Here is a 22968-nt window from a genome sequence, read left to right as displayed (position 1 = left end):
ATTCCTGTTTTAACAACAGTATTTTACTATATTTGTTTGCAATTAAAACGGAGGTTTTTTCACAGACTGACGTTAGCGGTAATGCGTCACATTTGCGAAAACTACTATTGAACTAAAATGAAAATAAAATTCAATCATTTAATAAATATCATCGCAATCGAATTTCTATATTATTTAGGAATTTTATTTTGCATTGGATTATTACTAATGCTTTTGGGCAACGTTTTAAATCAATCACAAATTGCAGGAATATTTTTTATATCATTACTTATATTGCCACCTACAATTTTTAATCTTTATATGTGGCAAAAGAAAAAAAAGTTAATGGAAATTGAACTTGCAAAAAATTACATCATAGTTCAGATTATTATTACTGGTATATTTACATGGTTTTTATTCAATGAAGTAATTGCATAATAAATTAGTAAAGATTGTCGCTAACATCAGTTGCATAATTCAGAAACACAACATAAATACAAAATGAGTGAAATAGAAAAATTTTTCAATGAAGATAATTGGATTAAATTTTCTTCGTTATTTGAAAATAAATTTGATGAAAAGTCTGAAAAATTGACACTCATTGAAATTTTAGAAAACGATACTAAACTTGCAAACGTAATTTTTGCAGTATCTGGAATTGAAAGCTTGACATGGATAAATCAAAAAATACCGGCTTTAGATAACTTGACGCCAAAAGAATGTTTAGTTAACGACAAACTCAAGAATCATCTTAAAGAATGTCTTATGAGAATGCCATGGTAAATTAATTTCAAAGAATATAAATAAAAGCACTACCGCTAACACTTGCTACAAGAGAACGTCAGGCTGTGAAAAAACTAAGTCAAAAAGAGAAATTATTCGGATACCTGTAGGAGAAAAAATTAATACAGTCGATTCTCACAGCCTCCTTCTGAGTTTATTCACAGACTGACGTTGGCAGTAATTTTGAAAAAAGAAAACTAAAAAAGTTTAATTTTAAATGGAATTATCTCATAAAAACTGTAATATTAAAATTAGCGCCGATAAAATAGAATGCGAGTATTTATATCTAGCTAATAAAGCTATACAATGGGAACTATTTTTAAATGAAAAATTAAAATTTAAAGAGATTATAGTCATTCCGGAAGAAATTATTGAATTTCAATTTGAAATAGAGGATATACAACATAAAGGATATTTCGTAACTCAAGAAGCGGTAATATATTATTTGAAAAAAAACCAACTTGAAGCTGAAGAGTTTTTTAGATTTTGTGTATTTGAAGAAGCAAAATTAAGTAGTCAAACTAAATCGTATGAATTTGCGAATGAAATACTTAAAATTATTTCTAATAAATACAATATACCTTTCTCATTTAAACATTATGTTGAAACAGAAAAAAAAAGAAAAGGTTTAAATTATTTTCTGATTCTATTTATATTAATTATGGTATTATTTGGAATATTCTGTAGAAAATAAAACACTACTGCCAACACTTGTAGCTATTGCACAACTAACTCTTAGTTTAATTTTGATTGTTTTTCATAAATATTTAATTCGTAAAACATTGTAAGTCAATTAAATATAATTATGTGTCTTGTCATTTCTTGACTAATATTACTTGTTTTTGAGTTGTGCAACAGCCACACACGCTACAAGCAATTGGCACATTAGGCAAAATTTGCAATTGACTTTCTGTTTTAATTACCGAGAGTATTTCATGTATTTATATTGTTTTTTTGTTTTCGTTAAACAACTTCGCTAAATTCCTTCTCTTTCCAGATGACAATCCAAACTGAAATTTAATTTGAACTTTTCACTCTCTAATACTCGTTTTATCCTGTAATGCTAATGTGGCTATTTCATCCTTTCTTTTAAACGAAACCCCTGTATGTTTTTGCATATATTGAATTAGATTTTGCGTTGCTTTTACCATTTGTGGCGTTCCTCCAATACGGTCATGGAAACTAATAGACAACTGTCTTCTTCTGAATTCGCTTTCGGCGTACAGTTGATCAAACTCCAATTTTACCTGATTGAAAAACTGATCGGCTGAGAAATTTTTTCCTTCAATTAAAAGAATGTCGTTATTGCGCAAAGTGTAAGGAACAACTGCAAAGTCTTTGTTTTTGACCTGAATGATAAAAGGTTCGTCGCGGCTCAAATCATCAATATGGTATTTAAAGCCAAGTTCGGACAGTATCTCCAAAGTGTTTTCTCCCCTGCGCAGCCAGTTAGCATTATAACCAACTGGCGTTGTTCCTGTTATTTTTTTTATGGCATCGACACCGTCCTGAATGAATTTCTTTTCTGCCTCATAAGGCAGATTATATTGGGAGCTCCAGTTCATCCCGTGCGCAGCTGCTTCGTGTCCTCTTTCGACAATTTCTCTGGCCAATTGTGGATTCTTCAGTACTGCTGTACCTACCATATGAGAGGTAACCTTGATACCCAGCTTGTCCCAGCTGTCGAGCATTCTTGGAATTCCTTCTTTATAACCGTATTGATACCAGGTAGCAGCAGGCAGATCTTTATATCCTTTTTGCAGATTTTGCGGAAAAGGACTTTCTGCATTTTCTGGTTCTCCGCCCGACTCGAATTGCATCGATACCGAAACGACTAATCTGGAACCATCGGCCCATTTTGATGGAGATTGCAAAGATGGCTGTGTTTTATCGTTAAACATTCCGTCAGAAAAAGGCATCATGCTCGCTGCACTGGCTATTCCTACTTGTTTTATAAATATTCTGCGTGAGTTCATAGCTGCTGTTTTTTATTTTTCAAATAAATTGTCCAATGCCCAGCTGTTGCTCTCTATAAACTGAAGTAAAACAGCACAAAAAAGAAGATGCAGCAATTGTGACGGAATAGCTTCCCAATTTTCGATCATGGCAGTGCCAAAAAGCAGCGCAAGCATCACAATACTGCAAAGCAAAAGTGCTGGTCTGGTAAACAAACCTGTAAGCAGCAGCAGCCCGATGCCAAGTTCGGCAACAGGCAATGCATAACTGAACGGTGTAACTACTAATTTGGGCAATATTGATTTTTCAAAGCTGCCGGCCATCCATTGACTGAATGCAGCGAGTTTTGGTAACCGGACAAGACCGTGTCCAAACATACTAATGGCAATTCCTAATCGGAGTACTAAAAAAGAAGTGGTGTTCATAGTTCAAATTTTAATTATTAACTGATGATGCAAATTTCTACAGATAATTTTTATAAATTTGGTATATTTACTAGATAAATCAGTATAATTTAAAGATGCAGATTAAAAACTTATACAAGCCATTTGAAGTGAGCATATTTGAAGCAGATGAATACGTTGGCCAACAGCACAAAAACAGCTATTTTGAGATGGTTTACATTCTGGATGGAACAGGAAACCAAATCATTAACAATCATCAGCTGGCGTATAGTCCCAATAAACTATTCCTGCTTTTTCCGCAAGACACACATGGTTTCGAGATAAAGGAAACCACCCGGTTTTTCTTTCTCAGGTTTAATGAAAGTTATCTAAAAAACCAGCCTAAGGAATGGCTGCAAAAGCTGGAATATATTTTTTACAATCACAATCACCTTCCAGGCTGTATCCTCAAAAATACTGCCGATAAACAATTAATCAAAGCGTTGGCAGAAGCTTTAATAATGGAACAACTCAGAAATGATGCTAATCAAATGGAAGTAATGCAACAGTTATTAAACACAATTATCACTATCGCAGCCCGGAATATTGCGATGATTGACACCGCTGGACACTATCGTCCCACCCAATCCTTGTCGGTTCTGGGATATGTGCATCAAAATATATACTCTCCAGATGCATTGAAAATGGAACAATTTGCATCGCATTTTAAAGTATCTGTAAGCTACGTTAGTGAATATTTTAAAAGACAAACAGGAGAAAGCCTTCAGCAATACATTATCACTTATAAAATGCAGCTGATAGAAGCACGATTATTGCATACTTCCTATCGCTTGAAAGAAATCGCTGCCGAATTTGGACTGACAGATGTAAGCCATCTTAATAAACTTTTTAAAAAGCATAAAGGCATGAGTCCTTCGGAGTTTAGAAAAATGAAAAAAATAATCTCAGAGAACTAATAATTCTAAAAATTACGCTCAAATCCATCAATAAACTTCCGCATGGTATATTGTTTGACATAACTGTCATAATACCCCAGAATATAGTAGTTTTTGTAGCGTATAATGCTCGATAAAGTTACTTCGGGATGTTCTTGCTGAAAACCCGAAATAAAATCAAAAGCAAGTGGTTCCTGATCTTTTTTGACATGTTCTAGTTTTTTATCGAAAACACTTTCAAAATAGACCGTTGTGGGAACATCACGATACATTAAATCACCATTGATTTGATTGCTTGACAATGAATTGATAATATCCGTAAATTGGATAGTGCCAGTCCCTCCCATTGTAATCAAAATAGAATTAGGAGTTTTATAAACCGTCAGTCCTACTTCTAGATACACCAATTGATTCAAAAACTTGGCCGTAGTCTTAAACTCTTTTGGCCTTTGTCCTTCCAGCTGTAATCTCAAAGGAGAACTCTTAAAAGGAATTGTATCCGTTTTTGAAACCAGAATGCTCTTGATGCTGTCTGTGGTTTTGTAATCTTTTATCTCAAACAGCAGCTCATCAGCATTTACTTTGAGCTGGTATATTTTATTTTCATGATAGTAAGAATTAGAAAGGCTCACGTAATTTTTTGTAGAAGTCTTCGGGAATTTTTTTTCCTGAATTGCATAAGTGCCAAGATCAATTTCGAATGCCTGTGTTTCGTTATCATTATGATCAAAAGTGAGAAGCAAGCGGTTTTTTAGCACGTATAATTTTGTTCTCTGCGCACCTTTGAATAGTGGATTGAACTGGCTGGTTTCTATTTTTTCAATTGGAAGCGCTTCCAGAATCTGGCTGAACTTTATAGCTTTACTTTTGCTGTTCTGGAATTTAAAAGAACTGAAATCGAGTATTTTTTCATCTTTTGTACCATTTTTAAAAGTATACAGAACCAGTTTTTCTTCAAATTCCTTTTTTGCAAGAATATAAAAACCATTGTTTTCCTGAAATTGGGTAATTACTGTCTGATTGAAAAACTGCAGGTCATAATCGATTATAGAAACAGTAGATTTGGTATTCAAATCATATTGGACAGCCAATATTTTTCTGAAATCTTGACTGGACCAATACAAAGTTGGATTTCCATCGGTGCCAAAACTATATCCTGCAATCTCCTTATAGCTAATGTCTGGTCTTGGCAATGCATATTGATTGGATAGAAACAATGCACTATTGTATTTTAAGATCGTGAGATTTTCTTTATCCGAAGCAAAAACAAAGATATCATGAGTAAGAATGTTTTCGGCATTGACTATTTGCCTGTATTCTTTGGATTTTTTGAGTTCCAGCGGAAAAGCGGCCAAGAGTGTCTGGCTAAAAAGGAAAGAGCTTTGGAAAAGAATTAAAAAAGTGATTATCTTTTTCATATCGTTTTATAAAAAATACAGGTTAATCAGATTGCTGCGTTATTACTGGTTCATTATCCCTTGAAAATAATCTGCCATTTGCCCTACATGCATGGCATCCATCAAACCGTGATGCACATGAATAGACATAGGCATCGTTCTGGTTCCATTATCTGATACAATTACCTTGCCAAAAGAAATTTTTGGACAGCTGTCTGGAAAAGTCATATTGCGGGCATGCGAAAGCGAGGTAAAATTAAGCCACGGGATTGCCGAAAAATGAATAACATTATCATCCTTGAACTCACGGGTAAATAAACCCGCTGTGTTTTGAATGCGTTCAATTTCAGTTTTTGCCGTTTGCTCAAAAATGGTATAATCAGGATGAAATTCTATCAATGAAAACCCAAAAGTACCATCGGCACGGCTTATGGTTGCCGAACCATCAATCCGGTCATATTTATAGATATGAGTATTCTCGATACGGTATCTGAAGCTCTCAAAAGCGTTTACGGCAACCAATGTCTTGTGCAGATAATATATAAAAAACGAAGTACCAAGTGCTTTGGATGCAGCATAGGCTTTGGTACAATCTATAGTGATGGTTACCCCAAAAAAAGGTTCCTGCATTTGTTTAAAGAAAAGAAAATGTTCTTTTCTATTCCAATTGTCCAAATCAACAAGCGTTTTCATTTTTTAGCATTTAGTAAATAATCGAATTTTAGGCACTTTGAGGATCAATTTGTTTTAAATTAAAAACCTAGCTAAAATACTAAATAAAAAGTATTCCAGTCAGGTTCAAAATATATTAAAAAAGAGTTTTTACAATTCAAATAGCGATAAAACTTCTGTTATTTTATCAAATGCATGAAAGTTATTATGGACAACTTTATGATCAATTTTTTCATGCGCCCAAGTCGTATGAAACGGAATATGAACCGCGTATCCGCCAATGGCTAAAACAGGCAATACATCAGACTTTAACGAATTGCCAATCATAAAAAACTCTTCTGGCTTTATTTCTAAACGCTTGATCAAGTCCAGATAATCTATTTCCTGTTTGTCTGACATTACTTCGATGTGATGAAAATAATCGCCTAAACCCGAATTGTGCAATTTACGGCGCTGGTCCAGCAGGTCACCCTTAGTTGCAACAACCAGTTTGTATTTTCCATGCAGCGCTTCCAGAGTTTCCTCTACTCCATCCAATAAAACAATGGGTTTTTCGAGCAGTTCTTTTCCATAGCGAATGATTTTTTCAATGACAGCAACAGGAATAGTATTGTTTGAAATCTTCATTGCAGCCTCAATCATCGAAAGTATATAGCCTTTGATGCCGTAGCCATACAATTTTAGATTATCAATTTCAATTTTGAATAATTCCTTCGAAATTCCTTGATGTGATAAATAATCTTCCATCAAACCGCAGAATTTTTTCTCGGTTTCGTCAAAATAGGTTTCGTTGATAAATAAAGTATCATCAGCGTCGAAGGCGATAACTTTTAGGTTTGGAATTTTGTTTTCCTGCAGCATATCGTAAAGTTGTTTTTATCTAAATTATTTTATAATTCATATCATTTCAATTCAAGAAATGCCCTTCAATGAAATTGTTTTATCATAAAAAGTAATCCTGATTCCGAATAATAAAATAATTCCACCAATAATCATTTGTAAATTTATTTTTTCTTCCAAAAACAGCCAAGCCAAAATGGATGTAATTACAGCCTGGCTTAATAAACTCAGTGAAACTCTCGTTGCACGCATATGCTGTGTTGCATAACTAACCGAAAGCCATGCGCACAGCTGGCAGATTAAAGCCTGAAGCACAAGAACGAACCAGCCCATATCTGAAAAACCGGTAAAAGGCTCATTCAAACTATAACAAAGAATTCCCAAGTAAATGCTCGAAGCCGTTAAACTGATGGTCATAAAGGATAAAACATCAACTTTTGAAAGAACATTTTTACTGACCAAAAGATAAATCGCATAGAATATTCCAGACAAAACGGCAAATAGGAATGCCTGATTGAAATTCATTTCGATGAAAATTTCAAAACCAACCAAAACCACCATTCCGAATAAGGAAACGATAGTGCCAATCCAGAAATTTGGTGCCGGTTTTGATTTTAGAAACAAAAAAGAACCAATTCCAACCCAGACCGGAGACAGATTTGTCAGCAATGATGCCTGTGTTGCACTCGACTCCTGAATAGCAATATTCCAAACGGCAACATCCGAAGAAAATAATACACCGCAAAATGCAGCCAAAAAGGCAAATTTTAAAGAAGGAATCTTGAAGTTCCTGCTCAAAATCACATAGGGCAAAAGCATCACCAAAGCAAAAAACATTCGATAAAAAGCCGAAATTAATCCCGGCGTTAAACGCAATTTTACCAATATCGGGAAAATCGAAATGCAGAGTATGCCGTAGATTAGGGCTAATCTTGGTTTTGTGAGTTTCATTGTATATTATTATGCAGAGACGTTGCAGTGCAACATCTCTATGTGAATTAATTATAAATTTTATCTTCCTTCCAATTTGTTACATTGTTTTGAATGTAATTTTGAATTCTTTCAAAAGATTCAGAATTACGTATGATGTGATCGTGAAAACGTTCTTGCCATTCAAAATCAGCGTGAATATAATGGGCATTTCTAGTTACTACCGATTTATAAGAACGTATCACTGTAGAAATTGTCCCTGCTAATGGTGAAATTTTTGACATTTGTTCGTTTTTCTGTGACGCATTTTCATCAATCGGGGGCGTAGAGACGTTGCAGTGCAACGTCTGTACCGCGTCATCAACAATATTTGTTTTATTAATAATCAATATTCCATGAACATGATTTGGCATAACCACATAATTTCCCAATTCAATAAATGGAAAATGTTTTGGGATTTCTGTCCAAAATGCATCTGCCATTTTTCCGATTTCATTTAACTGCATTTCATTTTCACCATTGGCTGATACAATTTCGCCAAAAAAATATTCCCTGTTTTTAGTGCATATCGTTATAAAATAAACACCATTTTGACCATAATCCCAATTTTTCAATCGGGTAGAAGAAATTCGGTATTTGTTTGGAATTTACCGTTCATATTAATTCGTTTGATTGATGTAGAGACGTTGCACTTCACGTCTAAACGCATAATTGACAATCACGAATGTAATATTTTTCCGCATTAAAACAAAAACGGTGCGTGGAAACAAAAAGAGACGTTGCAGTGCAACGTCTCTACACATATATGGCAAAAAACGCTAATTTATCGTCTCCCCATTTCCAACACCATCAGCATCTGGATTTACAAAAACCAATTTTCCTTCTGCATTTGTTGTCATCAAAATCATTCCCTGGCTTTCTACACCACGAAGGTTTCTTGGTGCCAAATTCACAAGCACAGTCACACGTTTGCCAATAATATCTTCAGGCTTGAAACTTTCAGCAATTCCGGAAACTATTGTACGAACGTCAATTCCGGTATCTACTTTCAGAATCAAAAGCTTGTTTGCTTTTGGCATCTTTTCAGCTTCTAGGATTGTTCCCACACGGATATCCATTTTGGCAAAATCCTCAAACTGAATCAAATCTTTCTGTGGTTCTGCTACTTTGTTTTCGGCGATATTAGCGGTTTTGGTAGCTTCGAGTTTGTCTATTTGTTTCTGGATTTCTTCGTCCTCAATTTTGGAGAAAAGCAATTCGGGTTCGCCAATCTGATGCCCGGCCGGAATTAAATCTGAATTGTCCGCAATAGTATCCCAGCTGATTGGATTTTCAATTTTAAGGATTCGGGACAATTTAGCAGCTGTAAACGGCAGGAAAGGTTCACATAATGAACTCAAAGCAGCAGCAATCTGTAAAGCCACATACATTTGGGTTTTAGTACGCTCTTCATCCGTTTTAATCATTTTCCAAGGTTCTTCGTCAGCTAAATATTTGTTTCCAAGCCTGGCCGCATTCATCATTTCGCCCAGCGCTTCACGGAAACGGTATCTTTCAACCGAACTTGAAATTACAGCCGGATAGGCTTTCAATTCAGTTAAAACAGCCTCATCAACTTCAGATAATTCATTTGGTTCAGGAACGATTCCGTTGTAATATTTATTGGTCAAAACCACCACGCGATTGATGAAATTTCCAAAAATCGCTACCAGTTCGTTGTTGTTTCTAGCCTGAAAATCTTTCCAGGTAAAATCATTGTCTTTAGTCTCAGGAGCATTCGATGTCAAGGCATAACGCAGCACATCCTGCTGATTTGGGAATTCTTCCAGATATTCGTGCAGCCAGACCGCCCAGTTTTTGGAAGTAGATAATTTATTTCCTTCCAGGTTCAGAAACTCATTCGCTGGTACATTGTCTGGCAAAATGTAGCTTCCTTCAGCTTTTAGCATTGCTGGAAAAATTACGCAGTGAAAAACAATATTGTCTTTGCCAATGAAGTGAACCAGTTTAGTCCCGTTATCTTTCCAGTATGGTTCCCAGTTTTTTCCTTCTCTCTGCGCCCATTCTTTGGTAGACGAAATGTAACCAATTGGCGCATCAAACCATACGTATAATTTTTTTCCTTCGGCACCTTCAACAGGAACGTCTATTCCCCAGTCTAAGTCACGGGTTACTGCACGAGGCTCGAGTCCGCCGTCAATCCAGGATTTTACCTGTCCGTAAACATTAGGTTTCCAGTCATTTTTGTGCCCAACAAGAATCCATTCGTTCAAAAAGTCCGAATAACGATCCAAAGGCAGAAACCAGTGTTTCGTTGATTTCAAAACAGGGGTTTCTCCTGTTATTGTCGATTTTGGGTTGATTAAATCAGTTGCATTAAGCGTAGAACCGCATTTTTCGCATTGATCTCCGTAAGCTTCTGGATTATCACATTTTGGACAGGTTCCGGTAACAAAACGGTCAGCCAGGAACTGATCTGCTTTCGCATCATACAATTGTTCGGTTACTTCTTCGATGAAATCACCGTTATCGTATAGTTTTTTAAAAAACTCTTTAGCGGTTTCATGATGAATATCTGCCGAAGTTCTGGAGTAATTGTCAAATGCAATTCCAAAATCCGAGAACGATTTTTTAATGATTCCGTGGTATTTGTCGATTACTTCCTGTGGTGTAATGCCTTCTTTTTTGGCTTTCATCGAGATAGCAACACCATGTTCATCGCTGCCGCAAATGAACAGCACATCGCGGTTTTGCAGACGCAGGTAACGCGAATAAATATCAGCAGGTACATAAACCCCCGCCAAATGTCCAATGTGTATTGGTCCGTTAGTGTAAGGCAAAGCTGCCGTAATCGTATATCTTTCTGGATTGTGTGTCATGATTCAATTTTATTGAGTGCAAAAATAAGCAATAGAATCGAGAGTTTAATGGTTTTTATTAGAGGTAATCTTCAGCTGTGTGCAGTAAATGTGTTGAATGACTGCTGACGGAAACAGTTAGTAAGTAAAATTAAACAGAACTGTTTTATAACTGACAGCGGTTACTTTTCCTTGATAACCTGAATTACTGTAGTTTCATTTTTCTCTAAATTAGAAACCAGATCAATTGATTTTTCAGAGTTTTTAATGTTTATTTTGGCAGTATTCGGAGCAAATCGTCCGACACTATTGGCAGTAATTTTTATGCTGGTAATTTCTGCTGGTAATTTTATCGTTAAATGCTTTTTAGTATTCAGTGTTTTATAATTTTTCAGAACGATTTGATCATTGGCCATAATTGAAATCTCATCACCGTCTTCCTGGTTTGCATCCCAAATTTCTAATTCTAATTCGTCAGTATTCCAATAAACTGATGTTACCTGGTCTTTTGTGATTTTATTTATTGTTAGCTCATCCAGCATTTTGTCCAGATTAATAGAATCTTTTTTCTCTTTTGGGACAAGCTTTGAATTCTGAATTTTTGAATTCATTTTATGAATCTTTTTTTGGGCTTTTTTGAATTCAATCAAATCTATTTCTCCGTTTAAACACGATTTTCCGTCTTTAAAAAAACTTTTAAATTTTCCGGAAATCTTTTTTTGATCTTTTAGTTTGAATTTGCTTTTATAGCTCAAATAGCAGAAATCATTTTTAACTATTTTCGATTTTGAGTAGATTATGTTTTTTTCAGTAAAACTAAATTCATCAGTTTTTCGGTTATAAAAACCTTCTTTTAATGTTTACAGTAAAGAAATTTATAGGCTTATCAATACTATTGTTAAGTTTAACGGCTACAGCTCAGATTTCTGTAGGCAGAAGCCATCGTGGTCCTTTTGATGATTTCAAAAAAGGCGATTATAAAATTATTAAAGCAAAAAAAACTGTTTTTGTAATCGATGATTTTAATGTTCCAGAATTTGAAAAAATGCTGAGTTCATTTTGGGATTTGAATAAATATATAGTTGTTTCCAGAGAGGAGTATGAACACACAAAGGCTAATTATCTAACTGAGGAATATGCTGTTTTTGAGTTTAAAGGCGATGTTGTTACCAGTAGTCCTGCTCCGGGAACATCGGGGATAACAAATGAGTATCTGCATTTGATGTATAAGTATTATTATTACTCTGATATTAAAGTCAAAAATGATAAAACAAAGTATGATATCAATGAAGTAGCTGCTATCTTTTTTGCTGGAAATGCTGAAGGTATGTGGGGTATGATTAACAGTAAAACATTTTACAATCTGGACGAGAACTTGTATAATTATAAATTAGGTTTTATGAAAAATTACCTTCAGTTTGTTAATACTACTCTTAAAGATGAATGGTACAGTTTTGCGTATGCTACAGATTATGATAAAAAGAAGATAAAAGCATTAAAAACTTCGACTCTTTATATTCCTGATTATATTAAAATAAAGTATGATGCTTTCAAAGGAACTGATTCTGATAGAGAAGGTCCGGATGAATTACTTAAAAAGTACAGCTACAAATATGAATTTATTGATACAGACAAGCTTAATGAAATGATTCTGAATGCGAAGGAAGACTTTTATTATCTGATGTATACCAAAGTCAATTCACAGAAATTCATCAGTGTTGTAAATGGTAAAACAGGTGAGGTTATATATAGAGAATATGATATCATGAGCTATAACATCAAAGCTAAAGATTTTAGTGAGTTAAGCAGTTCTATCAAGTAAATACCAAATATTATTTTTCAAAAAGGCTGTCTTCAATCTGACAGCCTTTTTTTATGCTAAAAATTAAATTCTTTCAGACTTGTAAATCAATAGAATTAAAGAATTTGTTTTATGGGCAGATGTGTCATAAAAGAGTGTCTTTTATATCTTTGCAAAGAAATCATCAGAAAATATAAATTATGCCAAAAGGACCTGAAAAAAACACCAAAAACAAGGCTTTGCATACCAAATTGCTCAATCGAAAAAAGGCTAAACTTCAGGAAGAGAAGAAAGAAAAGGCTTTGCGTTTGAAAACTCTGATCACCAAGATAAATCAGAAAAAAAACAATGGCAATTCCAATCTGACCGCTAAATCACTAAAAAACAATTTATTGCACAATGCTATTTCGGCAATTTTATTGATAAAAATCACTGTATTCTTGCATTTCAATATTAATAATGTAAAAAATATCGATAATTATATAACAGAATTCATGCACTGCAAAGCTAATTTAGTCATTATTAATTTTTAAAAACAGTGAGCCATGAAAACTAAAAGGATAATAGCGGCATTATTATTAAGCATAGGATTATTTTCAGCATCTTGTAATTCTAATGACGAAAACGAAGGGGAAACAATTGCACCTATAGAGGGTAAATGGGATATTGTAAAAGTAGGCACCAATATTAATGGAACCGAAACATTATCTGATCCGCCACAAAATGTAAGCGGCTGTGACCATGATTTTATTAATCTAAAGATTAATAATACACTAGAATCTGGCGACTACGATTCTACTATCAGTCCATGTGCGCTTACGACTACATCTGGAACATATTCCAGATCGGGCAGTAAATTAACACTAAGCATAGGTGGTACATCAACAACGTATGATATTGTTAATTTAACTGTTAATGAGCTGAAGCTGAAAAACGGAAATGCTGTTTCTGTTTATATCAGGTAATTATACCCGATTTTGAGAAGCAATGTATATAAACAGAAAGTGACTGCCTAGTCACTTTCTGTTTATATTTTAATAAATATTGTTTTTATCTAAAAAATCTCTCGAATTCTGCTGGCATTTTCTGTATGGGTTTTATTTTGATGTCTTTATAAAATACCTCAGCAGCTTCACTTTGCAACTGGATTTTTCCTTCTGTCAACGGCTGGAATTTTTCACCATCAAAATAGCGCGAATTCTGCAGAACCATAACCACTTTACCGTTTACAATATGGAGGCTTTTCCCTTCAAAACAAACTAGTTCAATTTCTGTCCAGCCATTATCAGGCGTATCGGCTCTCATTTTTCGCATACAAAAACCCGTATTCTCCGTGTGTGTCCCAAAAGGGATAAAATTCTGGCTTTCGTCAGCTACTGAATTCATCGAACCTTCTGAAATATATGCACGTATGTCGATAGCAGCATTGGCGATGTTCCAGTAATCACCAAAATGGCCTTCCATAATCTGAAATTCCTGCGATAGCATCCAGGCTCGCCAATAATCAACACCTGCCTCACCTTGTGAATGATACAAAACACCAGCATCCATAAGCTTATCTAATCTAGGCTCCCACTTTTTGGTACCAAATTTTACTTTCAGCCTCAAACGGTAGTTTTTAAATTTTTCTTTAGTAAAAACACAGCCATAATATTCACCCGAAACCTTGAGTACAGCCTCATTGTTTTCCTGGATTACTGTAAACATATTGTTCACGTTTTTGTTGTAACCAATTGGCAGAATTTCTTTTCCGTCACTGTCTTTCGGAATTTTACCATTATATCCATCCTTGTGCTTATAGCTAAGATACATTTCCCACCTGCTAAGATTGCCGTCCAGTAAATTTACCCAGCCATCATCTTTGCTGCAAGTATTTTTTGTTAAAGAAGTTAAAGTGAAAAGAAACACAATAACTAAGGCTAAAAATGATTTTTTCATAAGGGTGGTTTGGAAAATTAATAGTAACAAAACTAAGGATTTTATTAAATATGCAGTTTGAATATTTGTGCAAATAAAAAAGCCTTTCTGTTTTTTATGTGCAATAAACTTTAATTTCTGCTGCTATGTTTTTATTTCATGCAAAAAAAACATAAACCCTCTCATTATTTTATCCGAAATTTGCACTCAAAACCTTAAACAGACGCACATGGAATTTGGCAGAATCATTATTTCGGAAACCGCTGCAAATAGCGGAAATCCTCAAGATATTATCAATTCTAATATCTCGGTAATCAACCTGATGCGCGAAGAAAAAATTGATGATGATTTAATTCATGAAGATGCCCTTATGAGTTATTATCTGGACTATTATTACACCCAGTATATTACTGGTAATTTTGCAAAATTTGTACATCATTCGGGATGGAACTCCGAGTTAAACGAATTGATTGAAGAAGGTTTAGCATTGATTGGGGCTGAGAAACATCTGGAATTATTCCAGCAGCTTTCCAAAAAAGTAAAATTAATGAGCAGTGTAAAGCTCAATAAATTCCTGAAAGGCAAACTGGAAGGAGTAAATCCTACTAGGGATTTGCTAATCAGCGATACATTTTTTGAGATTGAAGAAAACTTAGTTGAGCTGAATGCTAATTTCCTGAAATCGCACCCAGATACCGAAGTGCTTTCTATAGACGACATGTTTGCCACATTAGAGGAATTTGCCGGGCACGAGATTAAAAGAGAATAACTCCTGCAAATTAACAGAAAAAGCCTGATGGACTGCTGAATTTGGATTTTCGAAATAGTTTCGGCTTACTGTTTTACAAATTTTAAACGCTGGGAGCCGGAATCAGTTTTTACATTGATGAAATAAACACCTGTTGCCCAAGAGCTGATATCCCAGGAAGATGCTGAACTTGTAGTTTTTATTTTTTGTCCAGCCATATTGAAAAATTGTACCTTTTCAATTTTTATATCGCCAGACATATCAAGTGAAAGAAGCTGATTGGCGGGATTTAAAAACAGCTGCAACGAAGTTAATTCGAACTTTTTTCGAGTTAAATTCACTGAATTGTTTCTGGAAATAATATTTTTTTCGGGATCAAATGTGAAGCTTGTAATTGCGAAAGGAACATTTTCTGTAAAACTTTCTCCATTGACAGTATTATTTAAAACCAAATCCAACTGCTGTCCTCCGCTCCCAAAAACCCGGATTGGCACAGGCATTTCAAAAAAAGAAACCGAAGCATCAGATTGCGTCTGGCTGATTGTAAATTTGGCCTGGCCATTGCCTAAATTCTGTGCTGTTATGGAATAACTTGGATATCCCTGATTATAAACCCAATCGTTAAAAAATTCTGTAAGACTGCTGCCGTAAACCGCTTCTAAGTGAGATTGCAGATTGGGCGTTCTGGCATATTTATAAGCAAGATTCAGATCTTTCAAATAATTTTTTACGGCTTGAAAAAACATTGCATCACCCATTTTAAATCGAAGCATATTAAGAACCATTGCCCCTTTGTTGTAAGTTAGACGAGAGCTGAAGATTCTATTCACGTCCGAAAGTTCAGCGTCAGTTACATAGACAGCTCCATTGGTTTTGGAGGTGATATTGTTAATCATTTTGTTTTTTTCTGAAATAAAAGCTGTCTGGCCGTCAAAATTCTCTATGACTAAAGAAGCGACATACGTGGCAAAACCTTCGTTTAGCCAGATATCATTCCAAGCACCACAAGTAATTTTATCACCAAACCATTGGTGTGCCATTTCATGAGCTATCAAGTCCCTGCCAAAACTATTCATAAAAGAAACGGTTGTGTGTTCCATTCCTCCACCCCATTCAAACTGGGCGTGCCCATATTTTTCGGTATGAAATGGATAAATTTCAAAAAGGCTTTCGTATAAATTCAGAATCAATGGTGTCTGATCCAATTGTGCTTGTACAGCAGCCAAACTCTCAGGATAAATGTAATTAACAATAGGGTATTGTTTGGGTGCAGTTCCGCCAATCTGGTTATAGACACTGTAATTTGTCACCGCTATAGCAACCAGATAAGCAGGAATTGGATAATCATGGTGAAAATGAGTCGTTTTGCTGGTGCCATTAATTACAGGAGTTTCTGGTTCAGTTCCATTGGAAACACTTACATATTGCGATGGTGCTGTAATATAAACATCTATTGCATCTATTTTATCATTCAAATCCTGCTTGCAGGGCCACCAGTCAGGTGCACCATAAGGCTCTGATAACGTATATAAAATTGGAACACCATCATGAGCTGTTACATTAAAAGCCTGCTCACCACTTGCTGGGGTTCCTGAATATCGGATTTCGACAGTTGCGGGAGTGCCTGCTGTCAATACAGCTGGCAAAGTTATGACCAGTTCGTTGCTGTGCTGCACAAAAGGTAGCGAAACTCCGCTTCTAATAACAGTACTTACAGTAAGCTGACCAGTTAAGTCAAAAGTTACGGTTGATATATCAGAAAGTGCTGTAAAGGTACTAGTTACTATGCCAGAAATAAAGTACTTGGCAGGATCAACAGTGAATTCAAGTTTTTGATAGGTTATATCATAGTTTTGGGTATCTGGGTTCACGCTCCAGTACATTTTTTTTACTGCCAGCTTTTGCTCCTGCTGGGCAATATCGGATATATGGCTAGTATTTTTTTGGGCATAAGCCGAAATCATTACAATCTGTACAATCAGCAAAAAGCTTTTTTTCATCTGAATTCTATTTGTACCAAATATAATCAATCCTTTCGCATTTTGCCAAAACAAAAGAAGCTGCCTTTTCAGACAGCCTCTTGTATATCATACTGATATGTTTTTTTACAATTTGAAAGTAAATCCAAGTTTAGCACCGCTAGTACCTGTATTTCCTCCAAATTCTAAATTTATACCAAACTTATCATTAAAGAAATAACGTCCCCCTACTTGCAATCCAAGACCTAAGGAAGTATTATCGGGATCGTGCCCATCATAATGATCATCATAATCCCAAATGTAATAGGTAAGACTCGCTCCTGCGTAGAAGTCGAAATCACGAGGGATATTCATTATTCTATTGAAATGATAATTTCCATTAGCTCCTATTCCAATGGCGGATGATTCATATTTGTAACCATTGTAATGATCATCGTCAGTTTGAAATGAAAGCTGTCCTCCAAGTGACCAGTCTTTTGAAATTCCGTAATCGAAACCTACATAAACTGGAACTCCCCAGCCAGAAATACCAACACCAGCGTTAATTTGTGTTCTCCCTTCTCCTAACGGATTTTGAGCAAATACGCCATTTGATAAAATACCAAAAGCAATAATTAAAATAAGTCTTCTCATAATTTTTTTTTTAATACAACGCAAAAATATAGTTTTATTATGTTTTATTTAATCATTTTCTGGATCAATTAAACTTTTTAAAAAACTGTTACAATCTTTCTTTTTTTAATTACATAATTTGCAGGTATTTACTAATTCTAAAGTGTTTTTACAAAATAATCATTTTGGCTGAAAATTTGGTCCCATTATAAAGTACCTGGACAATATAAGTGCCTGAAGCGAGTATTTGATTGGGAGTAAAACTCAAAATATCTCCATCGACAGCGTACATGTTCCCAAAAAGCTTCGAGCCAAGCATTGTGTAAATAGATACCTCAACTGTACTGTTTATAAAATTATAAAACAGCAGATTAATCTGATTATTAACCACTGGATTTGGAAAAATCTTTACAAAGTCGGTATTTGGATAATAAATCGATTTGTCTGTTTTAAAAATAGGGAGTTTTTCAAAAGATCCTCCCAATACCGCATCAGACTGTTCTTCGGTCATGCACAACCAGTCCTGCATAATTGTAGCATATATCTGCCTGAAATCATGCTGGAAAGGTACTTGATCATTTACAGCTGCATTTTGTGGCAGATCTGGCGAAGTGCCAATCATCCCCGAAACAGGATTTGCTGTTCCCTCAACCGTACCTCGTCCAGTATTTAGTGCCGCTCCAAAGAAAAGTACTGGCGCACCAGATCCATGATCGGTTCCAGAACTGTCATTGCTCTTGATTCTGCGCCCAAATTCGCTGAAAGTCATCCCTGTTACCATATCGGCTTTGCCCATCAATTTTAAATCTTGCTGAAAAGCACCTATCGCTTGCGACAGCATACCCAGATTTTCGGCTTGCTTTCCTAAAGTCCTGTCACTATCCAAAACCTGATTTTCGTGGCTATCGAAAGTTTTTGGGTGATTCACCACATAAATGGGTGTCTGCAAGCCTCCATTGATAAGCTTTGCTACAATTTTTAATTGATCTGCCAGCCCATTTTTATTAGGATAATCGGCCGATTGCGGTTTGGGAACGTTATATGCTTTTTGAATAGTCTGCCTGTAGGCATTACTCTGGTCTTTCATTAATCGCAAAAAAGTAAGCTCATGACCATAATCGGAGTTTGGAGCCGGATCTGAAGTTTCATTGATTACATTTAATAAATCCTCGGGTCTTGATACACTATAAGCCATATTGATTTTTGGCCCCTGCAATGAAAAAGGCAAAGTTGAACCTATTTGGATTGCTAATGGATCGGTCATATCCTTGTTGGGATAAGCTGTCGGAAAACTTGGGTACATGCTGTCTAATGCTCTCCCTAACCATCCAGACTGCAATGTCTTGTCACTATCCGAGGCGGTAAACCAAATATCTGTAGCCCTAAAATGGCTGTAACTTGGATTCGGATAGGAAACTCCCTGAACAATCAGCATTTTTCCGTTATTGTACAATTGCTGCATTTCTTTCATCGCAGGATGCAAACCTGTTGTTTCGTTGTAATGCAAAGGCAAAACATCAGTTTCCTTCATCAAAATATTGGAACGTGCATTGGTCAATTCGCTCCATTTGTCTCTAGGCAAAACTGTATTCAAGCCGTCGTTGCCGCCATTCATCTGAATAATGACTAATATTTTGCCACAACCCGCTGCGGCTGCTGCGAGCAATTGCAAGCTTTCACTCTCGATTTGGGATGAAGCAAGCACTGGAATATGATTAAAAACCAATGGTATTGTTGAAGCAATAGCAGTTGTCTTTATAAATTTTCTTCTTTCCATTTCTTATAAATTACATTAACTGATATTCAGCAAATTCAACGATTGTAAGCAGCAGGCTTCGGATTCTGGTTTTTACGATAGATAATGTCATTTCGTTTGGGCTGCTTATGTAGGATTGCCAAGCCCTGGTCCAATAATTATCGGAATCCTGGCCTGTTAAAAGTGTTTGGGTCTTGATTGCGTTTTTGGCATTCAGGCTGAAATCTATTGGCAGTAAATATTGTATACATTCATGCACCAATAAATTCGGATCTTCGCAGATGGCATTTGGAAATTGTTTGACAAAAGCAATAACATCAGCCTCCATTCGTGTGGTTGCCCCATTTTTTTCGATATCAAAACCGTAAAATAAATATTCTATAAGTCCGTAACGCCGCTGAATAGAATTTGAATTAATCCAATATTCATGAAAGGATGGTTTTTGATAAAATGCCTGCCATCCCGCCACATTTGGAATCGCTCCAATAGATTGCTGCATGTCATACATGGCATAATTAAACTGGTTCCAGATATGATATTGAGCTTCATAATCAGTTGAGTTCTGTACATTATAATTGATGTTGAAGGTACGCATGGTTCCCACAATAACATCCAAAGGAGATTTGATGTACACACCCCTATTAGCCATATCAAAAAAGTGCTCACTCTTAAAAAGCTTATCCAGAACAGGAAGTATATTCCAGTTATTGGCAACAAAATGCTGTGCCAGAGGAACTATGACATTCGATTCGATATGAGCATCAATATCATAATAGACAAAAAAACGGTATAATCGTCTGCAGATGTATTCGGATACCACTTTCGATTTCGCAAAAATCATATCGATAAATAAATCCAGCTCACCAGCTCCAGTATTTGGAATCACTGTATTGTTAAAAAAAGAGGAAAATCTTTTGGTTGATGTATCGTGCAGACTGTCAACAAAATTGGTAGCTTCGGCGGTGGTATTCAAATTTTGTACTCTCCATCCAGTCAATACTTTTGCCGCTTGAATCACATCGGCTTCGGTGTATTGGCTGTCTTCATCTTTGCCAAGGGTAAACAACTCCATGACTTCTCGGGCAAAATTTTCATCGGGAGCAGATTTGGTATTCGCCTGATTGTTCAGATAAAACATCATTGCTGGCTGTGTAGCCATTTCACGTATCAAAGTTTTGTAATTTCCGACAGCATTATCACGGAACATTTTCATGTATTTGTAGCAGATTCGAGCAGAATTCGTATTGCAAAATTCATTGGAAGACTGTTTTACAAATTCGAAATCTACCGGGATAAAATGATACCAGAAAAGTGTCATCTTCTCACGAATCGTAATATCCTGATTAAAGGCAAGTCCCAATGACCAAGAACTCAAACTCGATGTGCGGTGACCATTAGTATCACCGCCAATATCATTTGAGACAAAAGCATCATTGGTCCAATCTGCTCCATAAGGAAGCCCATTTTCATCTGGATTTTCTTTTCCATAATGATTTACTGGTGGCTGTGGAGGAGTACTGTCGACAGTCAGAATTAAATCTACAGCCTGATTCATGCCTAGTCCCAATATCATGTCAGCATCGGATTTTTTGAATCCATAACCTGTTCTTTTTAGTAAATGCAATGCTTCCGAAATGGTCCATAAACCAGTATATGGGGCTAGTCCGCTGGTAACCTCTGTAACACGTTCTGTCATCGAACCAGGTTTTCCAGTGAGGTCTTTTTTGAGACTGATTAAAGATGAATAACGGCGTCCGTTATAGATTTTACGGGAATATTTTTCGAATAAAGGGTCTTTTTCCTGCGCACTTTTCAAAAGTCTTTTAAGTAATTTAGCAAATAAGTCGCGCCTAGAAAGAGTATTGTTTCCCATAGATATAATTTCAATTATCTGTCTCGTTTAATGACAAATTACAAACGACAAATATATCGAAATCGGCATAGCAGGTATATATAAAACGTTAAAACACGTATTTTTACTTGTTTTGTAAGTAAATAACATAAAAATTTAAAAAATCGTTTTTTAGATTTTATTCCATAATTTCAATCAGCCTTTTTCCCTCTTTTGCTTTCAGATTGGCTCGAAAAAGAGCTGTATTATTTTCTTCCGTAAGATACATTCCAAAAGTTTTGAAGGACTTTAAAAACTTCAGGTTTTTATTTTTTGCAATCATGTAATTCCAGTCATTGTTTTGTATTTTACTGAAATTTATCTGCAGAAAGCCAATTTCAGGGCTGAAAGATTTTGAAACCGGATATTTAGGAGAATTGGCTTCAAGTATAAAAAAATTGTTTTTGGCAAAAGCTCTGGTTTTTGCAAAAGGAAAATTGACAAACACCTGATGACCATCAATTGCATTTTGATTTTTTAAATAATCATAGATTTTTCTGGAGTTATCCGTCTGCATTGAGAAATAAAACGAGGGTTCACGAATGGAATGCACAACGGTCTTTTTTATTGGATTAAAATCATCATCATAGTCAGTTGTAATTGCCGTATCTTTCTTTTCAATTATATTATGAAGCACTAATTCGGTCTTAGCAGGACGATACATTAAAATGGAATCTACATTAAAACCAATTATTTTGCTGATTTTTGCTTTATCATGCGTAATTGCATAATGTTCACGAATCATGCCGAAATTAATTCCTAATGACAGCAGCGCATCTGGATTTTGAATAAAAGACGCTGTTTTTCTAAATTCTGGTTTCAGCTTCAACTGTCCTTGAGCTGTGATTTCATCTTCTTTCAAAGCTATAGTAATGATTGCATCTTCAGTAAGCAGGTAATTTTTCTCGATCCAAATGGTGACAGCATTCGGGTTTTTTATTGCCTTTTCTATTTTTCTGGAATCAAAACAGTTTTTTTTTATAAATAAATCTTCGGCAATTCGAACGCTTGATTTTTGCTCTTTTGGGGTATTTGTGCAATATAAAACTTGATTTCCATAACGTATAATATTGACTTTTCTGATTTTAGAATAATAACTGCTAAATGGATTTCTGACATTATTTTTCACAAAATGCAAGTCAATCAGAGCCTTGTTAAATTTGGCTTCATTCTCAATTTTGGCAGCAAAACACCACTGGTTGAGTGGCTGGTTCTGTATATGGAAAAAACTTAAAAAATCTGGTGTCTGGAGTCCACAGCTTGAAAAACTGAAACTGTTTCTGGTTTCAGACCCCTTTCTTCCGCCCCATTGCGAAGGATTTTTGAGGAAGGAAAAAACAAAATGATTTCTAATATTCTTGATATCGACAATTGCAACTCCATCAGCATTATCCGGGATGTATTCTTGATCAAATTGTTTGTAAAATCCGTACCAGTAAAGGAAAGCCATACTTCCTATTACAATAAAAAGTATGGCTGTTTTAAGAGAATAGTTTTGTATCCTCTTCAT

The 22968-nt window shown here is 35.4% G+C and carries 23 protein-coding genes; 8 read left to right on the top strand and 15 right to left on the bottom strand.

Annotation, left to right across the window (positions count from 1 at the left end; genetic code table 11):
• Positions 1-117: 117 nt before the first annotated feature.
• The 3 genes from ABEG11_RS15200 to ABEG11_RS15190 all read left to right on the top strand — a co-directional run bounded on the left by ABEG11_RS15200 (position 118) and on the right by ABEG11_RS15190 (position 1456).
• On the top strand, positions 118-417 hold the full coding sequence (locus ABEG11_RS15200; protein ID WP_348825024.1) for a hypothetical protein: 300 nt from the start codon (positions 118-120) through the stop codon (positions 415-417).
• Between the two features lie 63 nt (positions 418-480).
• Positions 481-762 carry a hypothetical protein gene (locus ABEG11_RS15195; protein ID WP_348825023.1) on the top strand — a complete coding sequence of 94 codons (282 nt, stop codon included), beginning with the start codon at positions 481-483 and terminating at the stop codon, positions 760-762.
• Positions 763-979: 217 nt separating this feature from the next.
• Positions 980-1456, top strand: a complete 477-nt coding sequence (locus tag ABEG11_RS15190) for a hypothetical protein (protein WP_348825022.1) — start codon at positions 980-982, stop codon at positions 1454-1456.
• 337 nt (positions 1457-1793) lie between these two features.
• On the opposite strand, the gene ABEG11_RS15185 is transcribed toward ABEG11_RS15190, so the two are convergent.
• Both ABEG11_RS15185 and ABEG11_RS15180 read right to left on the bottom strand, forming a co-directional pair.
• The gene (locus ABEG11_RS15185; RefSeq protein ID WP_348825021.1) at positions 1794-2738 is read right to left on the bottom strand and encodes a polysaccharide deacetylase family protein; all 945 of its coding nucleotides are present in this window, start codon (positions 2736-2738) and stop codon (positions 1794-1796) included.
• Between the two features lie 12 nt (positions 2739-2750).
• Positions 2751-3143 (bottom strand): DoxX family membrane protein, encoded by a 393-nt coding sequence (locus ABEG11_RS15180; RefSeq protein ID WP_348825020.1) that lies wholly within the window; start codon positions 3141-3143, stop codon positions 2751-2753.
• 95 nt (positions 3144-3238) lie between these two features.
• Here ABEG11_RS15180 and ABEG11_RS15175 point away from each other — a divergent pair, with 95 nt between their 5' ends.
• Positions 3239-4078: an AraC family transcriptional regulator gene (locus ABEG11_RS15175; protein ID WP_348825019.1), complete on the top strand. Its 840-nt coding sequence runs from the start codon at positions 3239-3241 to the stop codon at positions 4076-4078.
• 5 nt (positions 4079-4083) lie between these two features.
• Here ABEG11_RS15175 and ABEG11_RS15170 read toward each other — a convergent pair whose 3' ends face one another.
• The 7 genes from ABEG11_RS15170 to ABEG11_RS15140 all read right to left on the bottom strand — a co-directional run bounded on the left by ABEG11_RS15170 (position 4084) and on the right by ABEG11_RS15140 (position 11365).
• Positions 4084-5475 (bottom strand): hypothetical protein, encoded by a 1392-nt coding sequence (locus ABEG11_RS15170; protein ID WP_348825018.1) that lies wholly within the window; start codon positions 5473-5475, stop codon positions 4084-4086.
• A 42-nt stretch (positions 5476-5517) separates the two neighbouring features.
• A complete protein-coding gene (locus ABEG11_RS15165; RefSeq protein ID WP_348825017.1) occupies positions 5518-6147 on the bottom strand; it encodes a CatA-like O-acetyltransferase in 630 nt (209 codons plus the stop codon).
• Between the two features lie 129 nt (positions 6148-6276).
• Positions 6277-6987 (bottom strand): HAD family hydrolase, encoded by a 711-nt coding sequence (locus ABEG11_RS15160; protein ID WP_348825016.1) that lies wholly within the window; start codon positions 6985-6987, stop codon positions 6277-6279.
• Positions 6988-7038: 51 nt separating this feature from the next.
• Positions 7039-7917: a DMT family transporter gene (locus tag ABEG11_RS15155; RefSeq protein WP_348825015.1), complete on the bottom strand. Its 879-nt coding sequence runs from the start codon at positions 7915-7917 to the stop codon at positions 7039-7041.
• Positions 7918-7964: 47 nt separating this feature from the next.
• Entirely contained in the window at positions 7965-8510 is a 546-nt protein-coding gene (locus ABEG11_RS15150; RefSeq protein WP_348825014.1) for a transposase, read from the bottom strand.
• Positions 8511-8714: 204 nt separating this feature from the next.
• Positions 8715-10775: a methionine--tRNA ligase gene (metG, locus tag ABEG11_RS15145; protein ID WP_348825013.1), complete on the bottom strand. Its 2061-nt coding sequence runs from the start codon at positions 10773-10775 to the stop codon at positions 8715-8717.
• Positions 10776-10936: 161 nt separating this feature from the next.
• Entirely contained in the window at positions 10937-11365 is a 429-nt protein-coding gene (locus tag ABEG11_RS15140) for a hypothetical protein (protein WP_348825012.1), read from the bottom strand.
• A gap of 245 nt (positions 11366-11610) precedes the next feature.
• Here ABEG11_RS15140 and ABEG11_RS15135 point away from each other — a divergent pair, with 245 nt between their 5' ends.
• From ABEG11_RS15135 to ABEG11_RS15125, 3 genes are all read left to right on the top strand, one after another.
• Complete coding sequence (locus ABEG11_RS15135) at positions 11611-12576, top strand: hypothetical protein (RefSeq protein ID WP_348825011.1); 966 nt, start codon at positions 11611-11613, stop codon at positions 12574-12576.
• A 179-nt stretch (positions 12577-12755) separates the two neighbouring features.
• Positions 12756-13088: a hypothetical protein gene (locus ABEG11_RS15130; RefSeq protein WP_348825010.1), complete on the top strand. Its 333-nt coding sequence runs from the start codon at positions 12756-12758 to the stop codon at positions 13086-13088.
• A 12-nt stretch (positions 13089-13100) separates the two neighbouring features.
• On the top strand, positions 13101-13520 hold the full coding sequence (locus ABEG11_RS15125; RefSeq protein WP_348825009.1) for a lipocalin family protein: 420 nt from the start codon (positions 13101-13103) through the stop codon (positions 13518-13520).
• Positions 13521-13605: 85 nt separating this feature from the next.
• On the opposite strand, the gene ABEG11_RS15120 is transcribed toward ABEG11_RS15125, so the two are convergent.
• Positions 13606-14493, bottom strand: coding sequence for a 3-keto-disaccharide hydrolase (locus ABEG11_RS15120; protein WP_348825008.1), 888 nt, complete (start codon positions 14491-14493; stop codon positions 13606-13608).
• Positions 14494-14701: 208 nt separating this feature from the next.
• On the opposite strand from ABEG11_RS15120, the gene ABEG11_RS15115 reads away from it, so the two are divergent.
• Entirely contained in the window at positions 14702-15241 is a 540-nt protein-coding gene (locus ABEG11_RS15115; protein WP_348825007.1) for a DMP19 family protein, read from the top strand.
• 65 nt (positions 15242-15306) lie between these two features.
• Here the strand turns inward: ABEG11_RS15115 and ABEG11_RS15110 are convergent, their stop codons facing one another.
• The 5 genes from ABEG11_RS15110 to ABEG11_RS15090 all read right to left on the bottom strand — a co-directional run bounded on the left by ABEG11_RS15110 (position 15307) and on the right by ABEG11_RS15090 (position 22968).
• Positions 15307-17220 (bottom strand): M1 family metallopeptidase, encoded by a 1914-nt coding sequence (locus tag ABEG11_RS15110; protein WP_348825006.1) that lies wholly within the window; start codon positions 17218-17220, stop codon positions 15307-15309.
• A 105-nt stretch (positions 17221-17325) separates the two neighbouring features.
• Positions 17326-17832, bottom strand: a complete 507-nt coding sequence (locus ABEG11_RS15105; RefSeq protein ID WP_348825005.1) for an outer membrane beta-barrel protein — start codon at positions 17830-17832, stop codon at positions 17326-17328.
• A 148-nt stretch (positions 17833-17980) separates the two neighbouring features.
• Positions 17981-19588 carry a DUF1501 domain-containing protein gene (locus ABEG11_RS15100; protein WP_348825004.1) on the bottom strand — a complete coding sequence of 536 codons (1608 nt, stop codon included), beginning with the start codon at positions 19586-19588 and terminating at the stop codon, positions 17981-17983.
• Between the two features lie 10 nt (positions 19589-19598).
• A complete protein-coding gene (locus ABEG11_RS15095; RefSeq protein ID WP_348825003.1) occupies positions 19599-21440 on the bottom strand; it encodes a DUF1800 domain-containing protein in 1842 nt (613 codons plus the stop codon).
• A gap of 157 nt (positions 21441-21597) precedes the next feature.
• Positions 21598-22968, bottom strand: coding sequence for a hypothetical protein (locus ABEG11_RS15090; RefSeq protein ID WP_348825002.1), 1371 nt, complete (start codon positions 22966-22968; stop codon positions 21598-21600).

This window comes from Flavobacterium aestuarii (genome assembly GCF_040049115.1).
GTDB classification, from domain to species: Bacteria; Bacteroidota; Bacteroidia; order Flavobacteriales; family Flavobacteriaceae; genus Flavobacterium; species Flavobacterium aestuarii.
Note: the sequence above shows the minus strand (reverse complement) of the source record. Positions and strands in the feature narration are given on the sequence as shown.